This window comes from Tritonibacter scottomollicae (assembly GCF_032924845.1).
Classification (GTDB): domain Bacteria; phylum Pseudomonadota; class Alphaproteobacteria; order Rhodobacterales; family Rhodobacteraceae; genus Epibacterium; species Epibacterium scottomollicae.
Genome location: NZ_CP136704.1, coordinates 2,024,591 through 2,040,836 on the forward strand (window position 1 = coordinate 2,024,591; position 16,246 = coordinate 2,040,836).

Annotated in this window: 13 protein-coding genes and 2 tRNA genes; 9 read left to right on the forward strand and 6 right to left on the reverse strand. The window is 65.2% G+C overall.

The window, feature by feature from the left end:
- Positions 1 to 27: 27 nt before the first annotated feature.
- Entirely contained in the window at positions 28 to 519 is a 492-nt protein-coding gene (locus tag R1T40_RS10310) for a hypothetical protein (protein ID WP_317386861.1), read from the reverse strand.
- A gap of 170 nt (positions 520 to 689) precedes the next feature.
- Positions 690 to 1,295 carry a helix-turn-helix domain-containing protein gene (locus R1T40_RS10315; protein ID WP_394805038.1) on the reverse strand — a complete coding sequence of 202 codons (606 nt, stop codon included), beginning with the start codon at positions 1,293 to 1,295 and terminating at the stop codon, positions 690 to 692.
- Positions 1,296 to 1,403: 108 nt separating this feature from the next.
- Between R1T40_RS10315 and R1T40_RS10320 the strand changes: the two genes are divergently transcribed.
- The 3 genes from R1T40_RS10320 (at position 1,404) to R1T40_RS10330 (ending at position 5,699) form a co-directional block, all read left to right on the forward strand.
- Complete coding sequence (locus R1T40_RS10320) at positions 1,404 to 2,684, forward strand: FAD-dependent oxidoreductase (protein WP_317386862.1); 1,281 nt, start codon at positions 1,404 to 1,406, stop codon at positions 2,682 to 2,684.
- 387 nt (positions 2,685 to 3,071) lie between these two features.
- The gene (gene nhaC, locus R1T40_RS10325) at positions 3,072 to 4,529 is read left to right on the forward strand and encodes a Na+/H+ antiporter NhaC (RefSeq protein ID WP_106162216.1); all 1,458 of its coding nucleotides are present in this window, start codon (positions 3,072 to 3,074) and stop codon (positions 4,527 to 4,529) included.
- 258 nt (positions 4,530 to 4,787) lie between these two features.
- Positions 4,788 to 5,699, forward strand: a complete 912-nt coding sequence (locus tag R1T40_RS10330; RefSeq protein WP_317386863.1) for a pirin family protein — start codon at positions 4,788 to 4,790, stop codon at positions 5,697 to 5,699.
- 417 nt (positions 5,700 to 6,116) lie between these two features.
- Here R1T40_RS10330 and R1T40_RS10335 read toward each other — a convergent pair whose 3' ends face one another.
- Together R1T40_RS10335 and R1T40_RS10340 are read right to left on the reverse strand one after the other, a co-directional pair.
- On the reverse strand, positions 6,117 to 6,605 hold the full coding sequence (locus tag R1T40_RS10335) for a GNAT family N-acetyltransferase (protein ID WP_317386864.1): 489 nt from the start codon (positions 6,603 to 6,605) through the stop codon (positions 6,117 to 6,119).
- 5 nt (positions 6,606 to 6,610) lie between these two features.
- Positions 6,611 to 7,198: a TetR/AcrR family transcriptional regulator gene (locus tag R1T40_RS10340; RefSeq protein WP_165798083.1), complete on the reverse strand. Its 588-nt coding sequence runs from the start codon at positions 7,196 to 7,198 to the stop codon at positions 6,611 to 6,613.
- Between the two features lie 119 nt (positions 7,199 to 7,317).
- Here R1T40_RS10340 and R1T40_RS10345 point away from each other — a divergent pair, with 119 nt between their 5' ends.
- From R1T40_RS10345 to R1T40_RS10370, 6 genes are all read left to right on the forward strand, one after another.
- Entirely contained in the window at positions 7,318 to 7,626 is a 309-nt protein-coding gene (locus R1T40_RS10345) for a hypothetical protein (RefSeq protein WP_317386865.1), read from the forward strand.
- Positions 7,627 to 7,722: 96 nt separating this feature from the next.
- A complete protein-coding gene (locus R1T40_RS10350; protein ID WP_106162212.1) occupies positions 7,723 to 9,009 on the forward strand; it encodes a homoserine dehydrogenase in 1,287 nt (428 codons plus the stop codon).
- 179 nt (positions 9,010 to 9,188) lie between these two features.
- The gene (gene glpX, locus R1T40_RS10355) at positions 9,189 to 10,172 is read left to right on the forward strand and encodes a class II fructose-bisphosphatase (RefSeq protein ID WP_106162211.1); all 984 of its coding nucleotides are present in this window, start codon (positions 9,189 to 9,191) and stop codon (positions 10,170 to 10,172) included.
- Positions 10,173 to 10,284: 112 nt separating this feature from the next.
- Complete coding sequence (recJ, locus tag R1T40_RS10360) at positions 10,285 to 12,027, forward strand: single-stranded-DNA-specific exonuclease RecJ (RefSeq protein WP_317386866.1); 1,743 nt, start codon at positions 10,285 to 10,287, stop codon at positions 12,025 to 12,027.
- A 124-nt stretch (positions 12,028 to 12,151) separates the two neighbouring features.
- Positions 12,152 to 12,226: transfer RNA gene (locus R1T40_RS10365), tRNA-Glu, on the forward strand.
- 203 nt (positions 12,227 to 12,429) lie between these two features.
- Positions 12,430 to 12,504 (forward strand) — tRNA-Glu (locus tag R1T40_RS10370).
- Between the two features lie 68 nt (positions 12,505 to 12,572).
- Here the strand turns inward: R1T40_RS10370 and pdxR are convergent.
- Positions 12,573 to 13,970, reverse strand: a complete 1,398-nt coding sequence (pdxR, locus tag R1T40_RS10375) for a MocR-like pyridoxine biosynthesis transcription factor PdxR (RefSeq protein WP_317386867.1) — start codon at positions 13,968 to 13,970, stop codon at positions 12,573 to 12,575.
- A gap of 115 nt (positions 13,971 to 14,085) precedes the next feature.
- Entirely contained in the window at positions 14,086 to 16,167 is a 2,082-nt protein-coding gene (locus R1T40_RS10380; RefSeq protein WP_317386868.1) for a molybdopterin-containing oxidoreductase family protein, read from the reverse strand.
- Positions 16,168 to 16,246 lie beyond the last annotated feature (79 nt).

Here is a 16,246-nt window from a genome sequence, read left to right on the forward strand (position 1 = left end):
ACAGGTCTGCCAGCAACGACCAGCCCCTCAGCCAGCGTCGCGTTCTACCATCATCGCGGCGAGGATTTCGGTCATGGTTTTGGTCTGCGAGCCCGGTGTTACACCGCCGATACCAATGCGCCGCCCCATGCGCCACCAGAGGCCGGGATACCAGCAGCGCTCGCCGGTGATCTTGCTGCGCATCAGAAACCCGTTGGAGGGTTTGAACGCGAAGAAACCGCGATCCAGCACATCGAGATCCTTGATCCGGATGATCTCGGTCCCGTCAGAGCAGCGCAGCCCTTGGGCGGTCAGCTCAATCCGGTGGGCAGTGGCCTGCCACATGCGATAGCCCATCCACAGCGACCCACCGGAAACCGCCAGCAGGAACGCCTGCCAAGCCAGACCCGGCGTGCTCGACATGGCGACATAGAGGGTCATCAACCCCAATCCGCCCAGCAGCGACACACCGATCACGCGGCGCGACGGTGACGCCTCCACCGTGGCAAAAATCTCGTCAGAGCCGTGCAGGCTGGTCATGGATTGCTCTCCCTCAGGTCAATGACGGAGGGTTAGCGAAAAACAGCCGGATCTAACAGCCCTTTTGCGCCTGAACGGACGATACGCGTTCAGCGGCCCGATCATGGTATGGAGGGCAGCCGCCCGCATCGGTTCGCCCGCGCAGATCCGGCCTCCCTCCGGGCCGCGCCTTAGTCCAGACCGTTGATATGGGTGCAGGCCCAGAACACGCGGGCCTCCTCGGGCCCGGTGCTGCGCACACCGTGCCGCATGGTGCTGTCGTAATAGGCGCAGTCCCCGGCGGTGAGAATGACCGGCTCGTAATGCTCCACCAGCAGTTCGACCTCGCCCGAGAGCACAAACAGCAGCTCCTCGCCGTCATGGCGGTCCAGATGCGCGGGCGATGTGTCTCCGGCGGCGCTGATGGTGCCGATCAGCGGAATGATCTTCTTGCCCGTCAGCCCGTTGCAGAGCACCTCGTAGTCGTAGACCTTGCCTTCGACAGACCGGCCCTGCCCCGCGCGGGTGACGGTCAGACGGGTGGTGCTGACCTCATCTTCCGGCTCTGCGATCAGCTTCTCCAAGCCGACGCCGTAGCCCCGTGCGAGTCGCAAGAGATTCTCGAAACTGGGGGACACTTTGCCGTTTTCGATCTTGTAGATGGTCGAAACCGCAAGGCTGGTGCGTTCGGAGGCCTGTTCCAACGTCATCCCTGCCGAGCTGCGTAAACCTTTGACACGCCTGCCGAGTTCGCTGCGGATGCGCTCTTTTTCACTGTCGTCGAGCAAGGGGGCCAATGCAGTTGAAAGAGAAGATGAGTCTTTTTTTGTTGTTTGAGACATGATTTTTCTTATTTTACCAAAAACTGCCTATATGCACCGGCTCTGAGCGATTTGGATGAAAGTATGCATGACCAACAGGACAGTGGCCAGCGTTTTGCCGTGATTGGCGCGGGCGTTGTGGGGCTGACCACCGCCTACCACCTTGCCATGCGAGGCCATCAGGTGACTGTCATAGATCAGGCGGAGGCACCGGCGTCCGGTTGCAGCTATGCCAATGCCGGGATCATCGCTGTCGGCCATGCGGAAAGCTGGGCCGGGCCTGCGGCGCCGCGCCAGATGCTTGGTGCGGTTCTGGGGCGCGCGCCCAGTGTGAAAATCAGCAAGCTGCTGGACCCGGACCTCTGGCGCTGGGGGCTGGCCTTCCTGCGCCATTGCACCGCCCGCGCCCATGCGACCCATTCCGATGCCATGGCACGGCTATCGCGACATGGGCGTCGGATGCTGCAAGATCTCGAACAGGCCACGGGTCTGGACTTCGATCAGGATCATGACGGGGCGTATTATCTGTACGGGGATCGCGCGGCCTATCATGCGCGGGTCAAGAGCCTGTCGGACGGGGATCAGGGGTTTGTGCCGCTGAGCGCGTCAGAGCTGACCCAGCGCGACCCTGCCCTGCGCGCCTTTGAGGGCACCTTGCGGGGCGGGCTGGTGTCATCCGTCGACAGCAAGGGCGACTGCCATCGCTTCACCCAGGCCCTGGCGGAATGGTTGCAGCAGAACACCACCGTGACCTTTTGCTACGGCACATCCGTGACCGGGTTTCGGCGCGCAGAGGGGCGGGTGCAGGCGGTCCAGACGCCATCCGGCGAGATTGCCTGCGATCAGCTGGTGGTCGCGGCCGGGACCGGCACCCCGGCGCTGACGGCATCACTTGGCGTGCGGCCGCTGATCTACCCGGTGAAGGGCTACTCCGCCACCTATACGATCCTTGACGACAGCCGCATCCCGCAGCGCCCCTTTGTGGACGAAACCAACCTCGTGGCGGTGACCCGGCTTGGGGATCGGCTGCGGGTGACGGGGATTGCCGAGTTTGCGGGCCATGACAGCAGCCCACGGGCCGACCGCGCAGCACATCTGGACGGTTACGTGGCCCGGCATTTCACCGGCGCCGTGGATCTTGACGGGGCCCGCCACTGGGCCGGGCTGCGCCCCAGCACCCCGAGCGGGCGTCCCTATATCGGCCAGTTGCGCAACACGCCGAATGTCTGGCTCAACGCCGGGCACGGGCAGCTTGGCTGGACCATGGCGGCGGGGGCCGCGCAGGTGCTGTGTGACCTTGTCGATGGCGTGCGCCCTGCCCCATCCGACGTTTCCGAGACAGCCAGCTGGCTCAAGAGCGCCTAACCCGGCACGACGACTGAGGAAGATCTGATGAACATGTTCGGCCAGCACCAGCCCCGCAGCGCCCCGCACCCTGCTGCGCGCAGAGACACGCGGATAGACACATTGGACACATCGGCCAGTGGGGTCCATGGTGACAGCATGGTGCCGCGGCACGCCGCTGCACTCTTGCGCGCGATGCCTTTAGGGCGCCGCGACGGCAGGCCATGGGCAGGGCCCGCATCATTGGGCGGCGTTCGCCCGGCCAACCGTGCGGGCCACGCCTTTGAAGATGTTTCCGTGACCACACCGGCCTTGCCCCGGACAAACTGACGCCAAGAACGCGCAATCCCGCTCCGGTCTTGTCTTCGGATGACACCGGGTCGGACAACAACAGAGAGGACATACTTAATGCCATTACAAAAAACAGATATCCGCCCATCGATCGGGCTGGCGCTGGTGCCGATCATTCTGACGCTGGGCATACTTGCGGTTCAGATCTTCTACTTCGGGGATTTCACGCCGCATATTCCGCTGGCGATCGGCATCGCGCTGACCGCGGTTGTCGGGCTCATCGAGGGTCTGACCTGGGACGAGATCGAAAAAGGCGCGTTCCACGTCATCGCGGTCTCCTTTCCGGCGGTGTCGGTGCTGATCCTTGTCGGCATGATCGTCGGCACCTGGATTGCGTCGGGTACGGTTCCAACCCTGATCTACTATGGCCTGTCGATCCTGTCGCCACAGCTGTTCCTGGCCGCCGGCATGATCCTATGTGCGATCGTGTCACTGGCGCTTGGGACCTCCTGGGGGACCGTCGGCACCGTTGGCCTGGCACTGATGGGCATTGGCGAGGGGTTTGATATCCCGGCCTATTGGACCGCCGCTGCCGTGGTCTCCGGCGCGTTCTTCGGCGACAAGGTCTCGCCGCTGTCGGACACGACCAACCTGGCCCCTGCGGTCACCGACACGCATCTGTTCGACCACATTCGCAACATGCTGCCCACCACGGTTCCGGCCATGCTGATCGCACTGTTGATCTACACGATCGTCGGCTTCAGCCTCGGTGAGGGCAAGCCCTCCTTCGAGCGCATCGAAAGCTTCAAGGGCGCGCTGGACGGATCGTTTGACATCACCCCATGGTTGCTGCTTCCGGCGCTGCTGGTGGTGACGCTGGCGATGATGAAAATGCCGGCAATCCCGACCCTGTTCATTGGCGTGGTGGTGGCCTCGCTGATCGCGATCTTCGTGCAGGGCGCATCGGTGCATGACATCTTTACCTACGCCAACTACGGCTACTCCGTCGAAACCGGGGTCGAGGCGATGGATGCGCTGATGAACCGGGGCGGCATCCAGTCGATGATGTGGACCATCTCGCTGATCCTGATCGCGCTTGGTTTTGGTGGCGCGCTGGAGCGCACCGGCTGTCTGGCGGCGATCATCGAGGTCCTGACCAGACGGGTGAAGACCATCGCAGGCCTGCAGACCTCGGCGATCCTGTCGTCGATGGCAACCAACACCGTCGCGGGCGACCCCTATCTGTCGATCGCACTGCCGGGCCGCATGTTCAAGCCGGTCTATGACCGTATGGGCTATTCGCGCCTGAACCTTGCACGCGCCACCGAAGAAGGCGGCACCATCATCTCGCCGCTGATCCCGTGGAACGCAGGCGGTGCATTCGTGATCTCGGCGCTGGCGCTGGGCATCTCCGAGGGCAACCTGGAGAACCTGCTCTATATCCCGCTGTCCTTCGCCTGCTGGCTGGCCCCGGTGTTTGGCATTTTCTACGCTTGGACCGGCCTGTTCACACCCAAGGCGGATCCGGCTGATCTGCCCGCCACCGGCGACGCGGCAGAACGTCCGGCAGAGTAAGCCTCACGACACCCATCATTGGTCGCTCCCGGTTCAGGTCGGGGGCGGCCACCCAGCCGCGATTGCTGACGCGGCCCACAGCATCGATCGCCAAGCACAGCCGCCGATCCGAGCATCAACAGCGCCCCAATGGCTTCGGCGACGCCAAGCGCCGCTCCAGCCCTGCGCATACGCACAGCCCCGGTGAGCCACCGCAGATTTTCCCATCGCCCCGCGCAGCCTATCTTTTGTGATGAAACCTCTCATCAGGAGATCCAAATGTCACTGCGCCCCATTCTGGAAACACGCGCCGCCCAACCCACGATGGAGGGCGCTGGCGTGCATCTGCACCGCGCCTTCGGCTTTCAGGACCCCAGCGAGCTGGACCCGTTCCTGCTGTTTGACGACTTTCGCAATGATCACCCGGAGCTCTACCAACAAGGGTTTCCGTGGCATCCCCATCGCGGCATCGAGACCATCACCTATGTGCTGGAAGGCGCTGTCGAGCATGGCGACAGCCTCGGCAATACCGGCAGCCTTGGCGCGGGCGATGTGCAGTGGATGACCGCCGGGTCCGGCATCCTGCATCAAGAAATGCCGAGCGGGAACACCAAGGGCCAGATGCATGGCTTTCAGCTCTGGGGCAACCTGCCCGGCAGCCAGAAGATGTGCGCACCGCGCTATCAGGACGTGCAGGGCAAGGACATCCCCGAGGTGATCGACGACGACGGCACCCGGGTGAAGGTGATCGTGGGCGAGTTCTGGGGCAAACGCGGCCCGGTCGATGGCATCGCCGCCGACCCGCAATATCTCGATGTCTATATCCCCGCAGGCGTGAAAAAGACCTTCAAGATCGACACCTACCGCCGCGCCTTCGCCTATGTCTTTGACGGTCAGGCGGCCTTTGCCGATGCCTCCCGCCCCACCGGCGTGCTGCTGGAAAAGGAAGTCGCGGGACAAGAAGTCAACATCCGCGACATGTCCGGCGACCGCACGCTGGTGCGCTTTGGGACCGGTGACGAGGTCACCGTTCAAGCCGGCCCCGAGGGCGTGCGCTTCCTGCTGATCTCCGGCGCCCCGATCGAGGAGCCGGTGGCCTGGCACGGCCCCATCGTGATGAACACCCAGGCCGAGCTGCAAAAAGCCTTTGCCGAGCTGCGCAACGGGACGTTTATTAGGCCCGCTCACTGATCGGGAAAACCGGTATCCACTTGTCCCTGTGAGCGGCGCGGCCCGCCCTCTGATCGGGAAAACCGGTATCCACTTGTCCCTGTGAGCGGCGCGGCCCGCCCTCTGATCGGGGAAAACCGGTACCCACTTTTCCTTGTGAGCGGCGCTCCAGCGCTGCTCACTCTCTATGTCGCAATCACCCACGACACCCGCGCATCGGGTCAAGGGGGCCAACGGCCCCGCCCGGCACGGGCGGCGTGCCCTTGACGCGCCCAACCTCAAAAAAACTTGAACGCGGCTCCTGAGGGCAGACCTGCCCCTCAGGACCGTCTCAGCAGCCCTGCTTTGCAACACCAGCGCCAGGCTCTGCGCCCGCCAACAGCCATCACCGCGCCCCCTGCAGAATAAAAGCGCGCGGAAGCGCTCCGCTTGGCACCCTCAACCGCGTTCCGCATCCCAGGTATAGGTGACCTCACCTGCCTCGTTCGGCACCCCCGGCACGAAGCCGTTCTTTTGCAGAACCCGGGCAGAGGCGGCGTTGTCCGCCATCACGCCACCGGACAGGACCACCGACTGGCCACGATACAGGTCCTGAAGCGCGCGCAGCATTTCGCTGGCGTATCCCTGCCCCCAGGCCGCTCGGACAAAGAGATACCCGAGATGACGCAGCCGATCTCCCGCAGCCCCATGCGACAGGATCAACAGTCCGATCACCTCGCCGGCCCGGGTTGACAGCGCCACCACCTCGGCCTCCTGCTGCACCCCGTCCAGCAGCGCACAACGTGCGGCATCCGTCTCCAGCCCCTGAAAACCGTTCGGCAGATAGGTAACCACTTCGGGCTCGAACAGCGCTTCGCGATCCTGTGGCGACAGTCGCGCGACGGAAACCGCCCGTAACCGTTCCGACTGCAAGGCCAACAGTGCCATGTGGCCTACACCCCCACCGATTTGCGCACCATGTCCCAGTAGAGCGTCTCGACCTCCACCAGCGACAGCCGCCCACCGTCGCGGTACCAGGTCAGCACCCCGTTCAGCATCGCAATCACCGCCAAGGCAGCGATCTTGGTATCCGGCACCCGGAACAGCCCCTGCGCCACGCCGGCCTTCAGGATGCCTTCAAGCTGATCCTCATAGGCGCGGCGGCGATCCTCGATATGGGCAAAATTCTCCTCGGTGAGATTGCGAAGCTCCATATAGGCGATGAACACCGCATCCGGGCGTTCGAGGTTGTAGCGGATGTGAAACCGCACAAAGCCCTCCAACTGCCCCATCACATCCTCAGGCACCTGCTCTGTCGCCCATGCGGACAACAGCCCCTCCATATGTGCCTGCATCAGATCGAACAGCAGGCTCTGCTTGTCGGCGGTGTAATTATAGAGCGCGCCTGCCTGCACCCCCACCGCGCCCGCAATCTGGCGCATGGAGACGGCGGCATAGCCGTGGCGGGCAAACAGCTCCTGCGCGGCCGCACGGATGCGGGGGCCGGTGATGTCTGAATGGGAACCTTGAGTACGTGCCATATGCTCAAGGTAACTGAACATTTGTTCAGATAAAAGCGGCACGGCAGCCCGCGCAGATTAACTTGTACCCACAGGCGCATTTGTGCATCAAGGGCGAAACTCCAGACAGAAAGCTTGGTATGTCCATCCCCGCCAAACTGACCACCCTGATGCTCTCTGCGCCTGCACCTGTGGCGGCGCGCCGTGTGGTTCTGTCGGCCTGCGCACTGCTGGCCCTGACGGCGGGCTGTTCGCGCGTGCCGCAGCTTGAGGACCGCTTGCCCGCGGATCTGCGCCAACAGCCCTACCCCAGGTTGCTGCCGCTCGACACCGCCCTGGCACAGCAGCCGCTGCCCGAAGAGGAAAGCGCCGAGCTGTCGGATACGCTTGATGCCCGTGCGGCCCGTTTGCGCCGCCGGGCCGAGGAATTACGCCGCCGTCAGCCCTGAGGCAGGGTTTGGCCGCGTTGAACATTGCACCAGCGGGCCAGAGCCGCTAAGGCGACTGCGAACCCATAGACCGCCAATACAATAAGGACCTCCACTATGACTGAACCGCTTCGACTGGGGATTGCAGGTTTGGGCACGGTCGGCATGGGCGTGGTGAAAATCATCCGCCGCCATGCTGCCCTGTTGGAGGCCCGCACGGGACGCCCGGTGGTGATCACCGCCGTCTCCGCCCGTGACGCCACCAAGGATCGCGGCGTCTCGCTGAAAGACTACGCCTGGGAGACCGACCCGGTGGCGCTGGCCACCCGCGATGACGTGGATGTGTTTGTCGAACTGATGGGCGGCCACGAGGGCGCCGCCAAACGCGCCACCGAGGCCGCATTGGCGGCGGGCAAGGATGTGGTCACCGCAAACAAGGCGCTGCTGGCCATTCACGGTCAGGCGCTGGCCGAACAGGCCGAGGCCAATGGCCGCGTGATCCGCTTTGAAGCTGCCGTGGCCGGTGGCATCCCAGTGATCAAATCCCTCACCGAGGGGCTTGCGGGAAACGAGATCACCCGCGTCATGGGGGTGATGAACGGCACCTGCAACTACATCCTGACCCGGATGGAAACCGCCGGCCTGCCCTATGCGACCGTGTTCAAGGAGGCCGATGACCTGGGCTTTCTCGAAGCCGACCCGACGCTGGACGTGGGCGGCATCGACGCCGGTCACAAGCTGGCGCTCTTGGCCTCGATCGCCTTTGGCACCAAACCAGCCTTTGACAATGTGAAGCTGGAAGGCATCCAGCGCATCGCCATCGAGGACATCCGCCACGCCGCCGACATGGGCTACCGGATCAAGCTTTTGGGCGTGGCGCAGCGCTCTGCCCGCGGGCTGGAGCAGCGTATGACCCCCTGTCTGGTGCCAGCGAATTCGCCGCTGGGCCAGCTGGAGGGCGGCACCAATATGGTGGTGATCGAAGGCGACGCCATCGAACAGGTGGTGCTGCGCGGCCCCGGTGCCGGTGAAGGCCCCACCGCCAGCGCGGTGATGGGCGATGTTCTGGACATTGCGCGCGGCTTGCGCATCGCGACCTTTGGCCAGCCTGCCGCAACGCTGGAAGAGACCCCGGCGGCACAGACCGGCCTGCCCGCGCCGCATTACGTGCGCATGGCGCTGCAGGACAAGCCCGGTGCCATGGCCAAGGTGGCCTCGGCGCTTGGTGATGCGGGCGTGTCGATCCACCGCATGCGCCAGTACGACCATGCTACCACCATCGCGCCGGTGCTGATCGTGACCCACAAATGCACCTCCGCAATGCTGGAACAGGCGCTGGAGGGGCTGGCTGCAACCGGCGTTGTCGAGGGCGCACCGGTGGCGCTGCGCATCGAAGAGCTGTGACATTTCCCCTCTATAGGGGGCAAAGCGCGCGGGCCCTGATCGCCTCGGCGGCGGCCCGCGCAAGACCGAACCATATGCGTAACTGTTAGCGACACCAGCTTCGCCCGCGCCTTGCCCCGATGGGGGCGGCCGGGCTATGCCAAATGGGATCGCGCTAGTTTGAGATAGGAATACTGGGAATGACTTCGACCACCGCCGACGCGCCGTTTCACGACCGCCTGCTGTCCCTGGGCCTCGCCCGGGTTGCCGAACAGGCCGCCCTGGCCTCTGCCCCGCTGATCGGGCGCGGCGACGAAAAGGCCGCCGACCAGGCCGCCGTGAACGCCATGCGCGAACAGCTCAACCTGCTGGACATCGCCGGCGTGGTGGTCATCGGTGAAGGCGAGCGGGACGAGGCGCCCATGCTGTTCATCGGCGAGGAAGTGGGCACCGGCAATGGTCCCGGCGTCGACATCGCGCTGGATCCGCTGGAAGGCACCACGCTGACCGCCAAGGACATGCCCAACGCGCTCACCGTGATCGCAATGGGGCCGCGCGGCTCCATGCTGCACGCGCCCGACACCTATATGGACAAGCTGGCCATCGGCCCGGGCTACCCCGAGGGCGTGGTGTCACTGGACATGTCGCCGCGCGAGCGGGTCGAGGCGCTGGCCAAGGCCAAGGGCTGCGCCCCCTCCGACATCACCGTCTGCATTCTGGAACGCCCCCGTCACGAGCCGATGATCGCCGAGGTGCGCGAAACCGGTGCCTCCATCCGCTTGATCACCGATGGCGACGTGGCCGGCGTGATGCATTGCGCCGAGGCCGAGACCACCGGCATCGACATGTACATGGGCTCCGGCGGCGCACCGGAGGGCGTGCTTGCGGCGGCTGCACTGAAATGCATGGGCGGGCAGATCTTTGGCCGGCTGCTGTTCCGCAACGATGACGAGCGTGGCCGTGCCGCCAAGGCCGGCATCACCGATCTGGACCGCATCTATGCCCTTGACGAGATGGTGACGCAGGACGTGATCTTTGCCGCCACCGGGGTGACCGGCGGTTCGCTGCTGCCGCGCATCAAGCGCCAGCCGGGCTGGGTTGAGACGACCACGTTGTTGATGCGCTCCAAGACCGGATCGGTGCGGCGCATGACCTACCGCACGCCGCTAAGCGCGCATCAGTAATCCCGCTTCGGCCTCAGCGCTTGCAGCTGGGGTCGGGATTTAGGTATTTGGGAAAAGATGAAAGGCCGGGTCCCGCACGGGTCCGGCCTTTGCACATAACGGGAGTGCGGATTTGAGTTTTCTGGGTGTCGAGACCTCTCTGACCGGGCGCTGCTGGCTGGGCCCCGGCGTCGATCAATCCCGCGCGGGTGAGCATCTGGCGCAAGAAACCGGCCTGCCCGCCGCCGTCTGCCAGGTGCTGGCACGGCGCGGGGTGCCCGCGCATGAGGCCACCGGGTTCCTGACGCCGCAACTGAAGGAGCTGCTGCCGGATCCACGTCGGATGAAGGACATGGAGACCGCTGCCGCACGTTTCCTGCAGGCGGTGGAACGGCGCGAGCGGATTGCGATCTTTGCCGATTATGACGTGGATGGCGGGTCGTCGGCGGCGCTGCTGATGGTCTATCTGCGGCAGATGGGGCAGCAGGCGACGCTGTATATTCCAGACCGGATCGACGAGGGCTATGGTCCCAATGACGCCGCCATGGCCGGTCTGGCGCGCGATCACGACCTGATTGTCTGCGTCGACTGCGGCACGCTCTCGCACGGGCCGATCGCCGCGGCCAAGGGCGCGGATGTGGTGGTGCTAGACCACCACCTCGGCGGCGAGACCCTGCCCGACTGCGTGGCGGTGGTGAACCCGAACCGGCAGGACGAGGATGGCGATCTGGGCTATTTCTGCGCTGCCGGCGTGGTGTTCCTGATGCTGGTCGAGGTGCGCCGTCAGGCCCGCGAAAAGGGTCTTGGCGCAGGGCCGGACCTGATGGCGATGTTGGATCTGGTGGCCTTGGCGACCGTGGCTGATGTGGCGCCGCTGATCGGCGCCAACCGGGCGTTGGTACGTCAGGGGCTGAAGGTAATGGGACAGCGCCAGCGCCCCGGGCTGGTGGCGCTGGCGGATGTGAGCCGGATGGATTCGGCGCCCTCGACCTATCACCTCGGGTTCCTGCTGGGCCCGCGCGTCAACGCCGGCGGACGGATCGGCAAGGCGGATCTCGGTGCGCGACTGTTGTCGACGGAGAACCCGCATGAGGCCGCCGCGCTGGCCGAACGGCTGGATCAGCTCAACACCGAGCGCCGCGACATTGAAAACGCCGTGCGCGCTGCCGCCCTGGAACAGGCCGAGGAGCGTGGCTTTGACGCGCCGCTGGTCTGGGCGGCGGGCGAAGGCTGGCATCCGGGCGTGGTCGGCATCGTCGCCTCGCGCCTGAAGGAGGCCACAGGTCGCCCCGCCATTGTCATCGGCCTTGATGGCGATGAGGGCAAGGGCTCTGGCCGCTCGGTGTCCGGCATCGACCTTGGCGCCTCGATCCAGCGGGTGGCGATGGAAGGGCTGTTGCTGAAGGGCGGCGGCCACAAGATGGCGGCAGGGCTGACCGTGGCGCGCGACCAGTTGGAACCAGCCATGGCGCGGCTGGCGGAGCTGTTGGAGAAACAGGGCGCGGGAGACCTCGGGCCCTCCGATCTGAAGCTCGACGGCATGCTGATGCCGGGCGCGGCCACCGTGGATCTGATCGAACAGATCGAAAAGGCCGGACCCTTTGGCGCTGGCGCCCCTGCCCCGCGCTACGGCTTTCCCGACATGGCGGTGAGATTCGCCAAACGGGTGGGCGAATCGCATCTCAAGGTCAGCTTTACCGATGGCATGGGCGGCAATATCGACGCCATCGCCTTTGGGGCCTTTGACACCGCGCTGGGGCCGCGCCTGCTGGAGCATGGTGGCGCGCGGTTTCATGTGGCCGGACGGCTGGAGGTGAACACCTGGGGTGGCCGCCAGAGCGCGCAACTGCGGTTGGAGGACGCCGCCGAGGCCTGACATGGCGTCAAAGGGCGAGGTCAGCGCCCTCCAGCCGCCTGTGGATAAGAATTTTGCGCCGCCCGCGTTTTTTTCGCTTGCGGCCTGCGACGCAAAACCCTAAACACCCGCTCACACCAAGAGTGCTCCGTTCGTCTATCGGTTAGGACGCCAGGTTTTCAACCTGGAAAGAGGGGTTCGATTCCCCTACGGAGTACCACTTTCTCCCCCGTAGTTATCGAGCAAACATCCCGCACACTGCGCGATGCAATGCCGCGTGAAACATGTCGCGCGTCACGTTAAACGCTTGGTTTCACTATGAATCTCACGCCCTGCCCCCTGTCGTAAAAACTTTGCACTTTGGGCAGATTTCCTCTTGCGCGGTTGGGCCACCTTCAGTAAACACCCGCTCACACCAAGAGTGCTCCGTTCGTCTATCGGTTAGGACGCCAGGTTTTCAACCTGGAAAGAGGGGTTCGATTCCCCTACGGAGTACCACTTTTCCTTTTCGAAAAGCTGGCGCATCCCACCACTCACATACGATCTATACGCAGGCGCGACGGGGATTATCCTGTTGAGGAAATGGCCCGTCGCAGGCGGATCAGGGCCTCTGCCTGTTCGTCCAGATCATTGAGGCAAGCGCCCAGAACCACGCCGTTGCAGGCGCCCGCGCGGCGGCTGTAGGCCGAAAGCGCCTCGGCCCCGACCCCTTCGGCGCGGGCGGCGGCTACGATTGGCCTGTCCGCAAATGCGGCATGAAGATGCAAAACCACCTGCATGCCGGCCTGATGGTCCACCACATGCCCCACATCGCCAAACCCGGCCCGCAGGGACTCGATCAGGTTGCGGTGGCGCTCCGCGTAGATCCGGCGCACCCGGCGCAGATGCCGATAGAACTCACCCTGCTGCATGAACTCCGCCAGGGCCGCCTGCGGCATGGCGCTGGCGCGTGCCCCCTTGGCGCGCATCGCCTGTGCCAGCCGGTCGATCAGCCCATCGGGGGCCACGATATAGCCCATGCGCAGGCTGTTGGAGAATATCTTGGAAAAGCTTCCGATATAGACCGTGCGCCCCTGCCCGTCGACGCCCGCCAATGCCGGGATCGGGCGGCCCGCGTAGCGGAATTCCGAATCGTAATCATCCTCGATGATCCAGCCCTGCGACTGCGCCGCCCAGCGCACAAAGTCCTGCCGTCGCCCCGCTGTCATCGCGCCGCCCAGCGGGTATTGATGCGAGGGCGTCAGCACCACCACATCGGTGCCATCGCCGGGAGTCGGCAGCTCCGCCCCCTGTGGGTCCAGCGCCAGATCGCGGGTGCAGCGGCCCTGCGCCTCGGCAAAGCGGCGGATCGGGGGAAAGCCCGGATCCTCCACCCCCACCGCGCCCTCGGCAGTGGCCAGCGCATGCAGACAGATGTCCAGCGCCTCGGTCGCGCCGGAGGTCACCAGCACCTGGTCCGGACGCGCCGCGATGCCGCGCCAGTCGCGCACATGGGTCGCGATGGCCTGCCGCAGCTCCGGGTGGCCAAAGCGGCCACAGCCGCTGAGCATGTCCTCTGGCCGGGTGCGGCACAGGCGGGCGACGCATTTGGCCCAAGCGCGGTGCGGAAACAGCCGCATGTCGGGCTGGCCTGCCTCCAACAGCAGATCTCCGCGCTCGGTCAATTCCGGGGGCGCGGTGGCGCGCGCGCCCGGGGACAGTTCGACCTCACCCATGGCGCAAACCGTGTAGCCGGAGCCGCGACGGGAGGCGAGATAGCCCTCCGCCACCAGCTGTTCATAGGCGGTGACCACAGTGGCGCGCGCCACGCCCAGATCCTGCGCCAAGGCCCGGGTTGCAGGCAGCCGCGCGCCGGTTTCAAGCGCGCCGGAGCGGATGCGGGCGCGGAAGGAGACGCAGATCTGCTCGAACATCGGCACTGCAGAGGCGCGGTCCGGCATGAAGGCAGGCGTGGGTTTAGGCATCAATTGGTCCGGTGAGTATGTGCTGGAAGAGAGCGTAACGCCCTGCCAATGGCGCAACAAGCAAAGACCGGGCGCGAGGCCCGGTCCTGTCCTGTCTGTCGTGAGGTGCCTTCGCCTACTCGGCGGCCTGCAAACCGGCGAAGGCGCGCAGTTCCACGAAGGTCTCATTGTAACAGGCGCCGTCGCCGATATCCGTGCGCACCTCCACCGGGATCAGCGCATTGGCCGTGAGACCCGTGGCGGAGCTGATGCGCCAGGTGCCCTTGGGCGCGTAGACCACGCCGCGTTGCATCGCGTCCGAGACCTTGAGGCGGAAGGTGACGCTGCCGCGGGTGTTCGAAACCTCCACCGTGTCGCCATCCTGCAGCCTGCGCGCGGCGGCATCCTCTGGGTGCACCTCGATGCTTTCGGGACCGGCAGAGAGCGGCGCGCTGCCGAAGGTGGCGTTGATGCGCTTGTCGGAGCTGGGGGTGATGAGCACCAGCGGCAGGTCCTGCGGCACCGGATCAAAGCGCGGCACGCCAAAGCCGGTCTCCGCCTGCAGGGCATCGCTGAACAGCTCGATCCGGCCGCTTTGGGTGTCGGGCTGCACTGTATCGCAGAGGATCAGCGCAGTGCCGTCCTGTGCCTGCATTTCCAGCGCGCGGTCGGTGGGCATCTGGCTTGGCGGGCGGCCCTCGAACTGCGGATGGCTGGCGTCCATCGCGTCATCCATCAGCTGCGCGTCACTGGCCTGATGGGCGGCTTCGGTGTAGCCGAAGCGCGCCGCCAGACGGCGGAAGATCTCGGTGTTGGGCAAGCTCTCGCCCACCGGCGCGATCACCGGCGCGGCGCGTTGCACGTAGTTCTGGCCATAGGCGGCAAAGATCTCGTCATGTTCGAAATGCGTGGCGGCAGGCAGGATCACGTCGCAATAGGCCATGCTGTCGGTCATCACCACATCGCAGCCGACGGTGAAGATCTCCGGCTGGCTCAGCGCCGCGATCATGCGGGCCTGATCGGGATGGGTGGCGATGGGGTTGTGATTGTAGATCATCACCGCGTCGATCGGCGTGGGCTGGTCGCGGTCCAGCATCAGCCGCGCCACATCAAGGATGTTGACCACCCGTGTCGCCGGATCGATCAGGTGATCGCCCTGCAGCCGCGCCCGAGTCTTGGGCGAGGCGAGACCGGACTTTGCCACCACCCCGGCCCCGAGCCGCCCGTGCTGGCCCAGCAGCGCATTGAGCGCCATCGCCGCGCGCAGGCCGGAACCGCCGGAGCGCCCACGCTCCATGCCGTTACCGGTGGAGGTGGCCATGCGGTCCGCCACCTGCATCCAGTCGGCCAGTTGCAGGATGTCGCCCTCGTCAAGGCCGCAGATCCGGGCGGTTTCGGCAATGGTATATCTGCGTGCCTCCGCCATATATGCCTCCGCGCCCTGCACCCACTGCGCGATAAAGCCGTTGTCGAAGGCGCCGCGCCGCTCCAGTTCGGCGGCGATGCCATGGGCCAAAACCACATCGGTGCCGGGTTTGACCTGCAGGTAGAGATCCGCCTGCTGTGCGAGCTTGATCCGCTTGGGGTCGATCACCACCAGCCGTGCGCCCTTGGCACGGGCGGCTTTGACCACGCGGGTCAGATGCAGGTTGGAGACGGTGACATTGTTGCCCCAGACCACGATCAGGTCCGAATGTGCGGCCTGTTCCGGCGGCATGCCGGGGGCGTTACCATAGAGGCTCTCATAGGCAAGGCTGCGCACCCCGCCACAGAGCGGGCCGCGGTTCATGCGTGTGGCGCCAAGGCGATAAAAGAACCGCCGGTCCAGCGAGCCACCGGCCAGCTCGCCATGCGGGCCGGCGTAGTTCAGCGGCAGGATCGACTGGGGCCCATGCGCGTTGATGGCGGCGGTAAAGCCCTCTGCCACCAGATCCAGCGCCGCGTCCCAGCTGATGCGCTCGAACTCGTCCGATCCGCGCGGGCCAACACGGCGCAACGGATGGGTCAGACGGGCGGGGCCGTGCACGAAATCCGGATAGGCGCGGGTGACCTTGTTGCAGACCACCCCGGCGGTAAAGGGATTGGCCTCGGAGCCCCGCACGGCGGTGATCTGATCGCCCGTGACCTCGACGCTGAGGCTGCAGGTGTCGGGACAATCCAGCGGGCAGACGCTGGGCAGGATGCGCGAGGCTTCGGCTTCCGGATGTTGGCTGGACATGGCTGTGCTCCGCATTGGCTGAGGGTTTTCAACAGCCTACCGAATGGCAGCCCATAGAAAAGCTCCAATATAGGGCACT

Coding starts and splice junctions, on each gene's coding strand:
- R1T40_RS10310 (WP_317386861.1), bottom strand. CDS start 519: ATGACCAGCCTGCACGGCTCTGACGAGATTTTTGCCACGGTGGAGGCG.
- R1T40_RS10320 (WP_317386862.1), top strand. CDS start 1,404: ATGCATGACCAACAGGACAGTGGCCAGCGTTTTGCCGTGATTGGCGCG.
- nhaC (WP_106162216.1), top strand. CDS start 3,072: ATGCCATTACAAAAAACAGATATCCGCCCATCGATCGGGCTGGCGCTG.
- R1T40_RS10330 (WP_317386863.1), top strand. CDS start 4,788: ATGTCACTGCGCCCCATTCTGGAAACACGCGCCGCCCAACCCACGATG.
- R1T40_RS10335 (WP_317386864.1), bottom strand. CDS start 6,605: ATGGCACTGTTGGCCTTGCAGTCGGAACGGTTACGGGCGGTTTCCGTC.
- R1T40_RS10340 (WP_165798083.1), bottom strand. CDS start 7,198: ATGGCACGTACTCAAGGTTCCCATTCAGACATCACCGGCCCCCGCATC.
- R1T40_RS10345 (WP_317386865.1), top strand. CDS start 7,318: ATGTCCATCCCCGCCAAACTGACCACCCTGATGCTCTCTGCGCCTGCA.
- R1T40_RS10350 (WP_106162212.1), top strand. CDS start 7,723: ATGACTGAACCGCTTCGACTGGGGATTGCAGGTTTGGGCACGGTCGGC.
- glpX (WP_106162211.1), top strand. CDS start 9,189: ATGACTTCGACCACCGCCGACGCGCCGTTTCACGACCGCCTGCTGTCC.
- pdxR (WP_317386867.1), bottom strand. CDS start 13,970: ATGCCTAAACCCACGCCTGCCTTCATGCCGGACCGCGCCTCTGCAGTG.
- R1T40_RS10380 (WP_317386868.1), bottom strand. CDS start 16,167: ATGTCCAGCCAACATCCGGAAGCCGAAGCCTCGCGCATCCTGCCCAGC.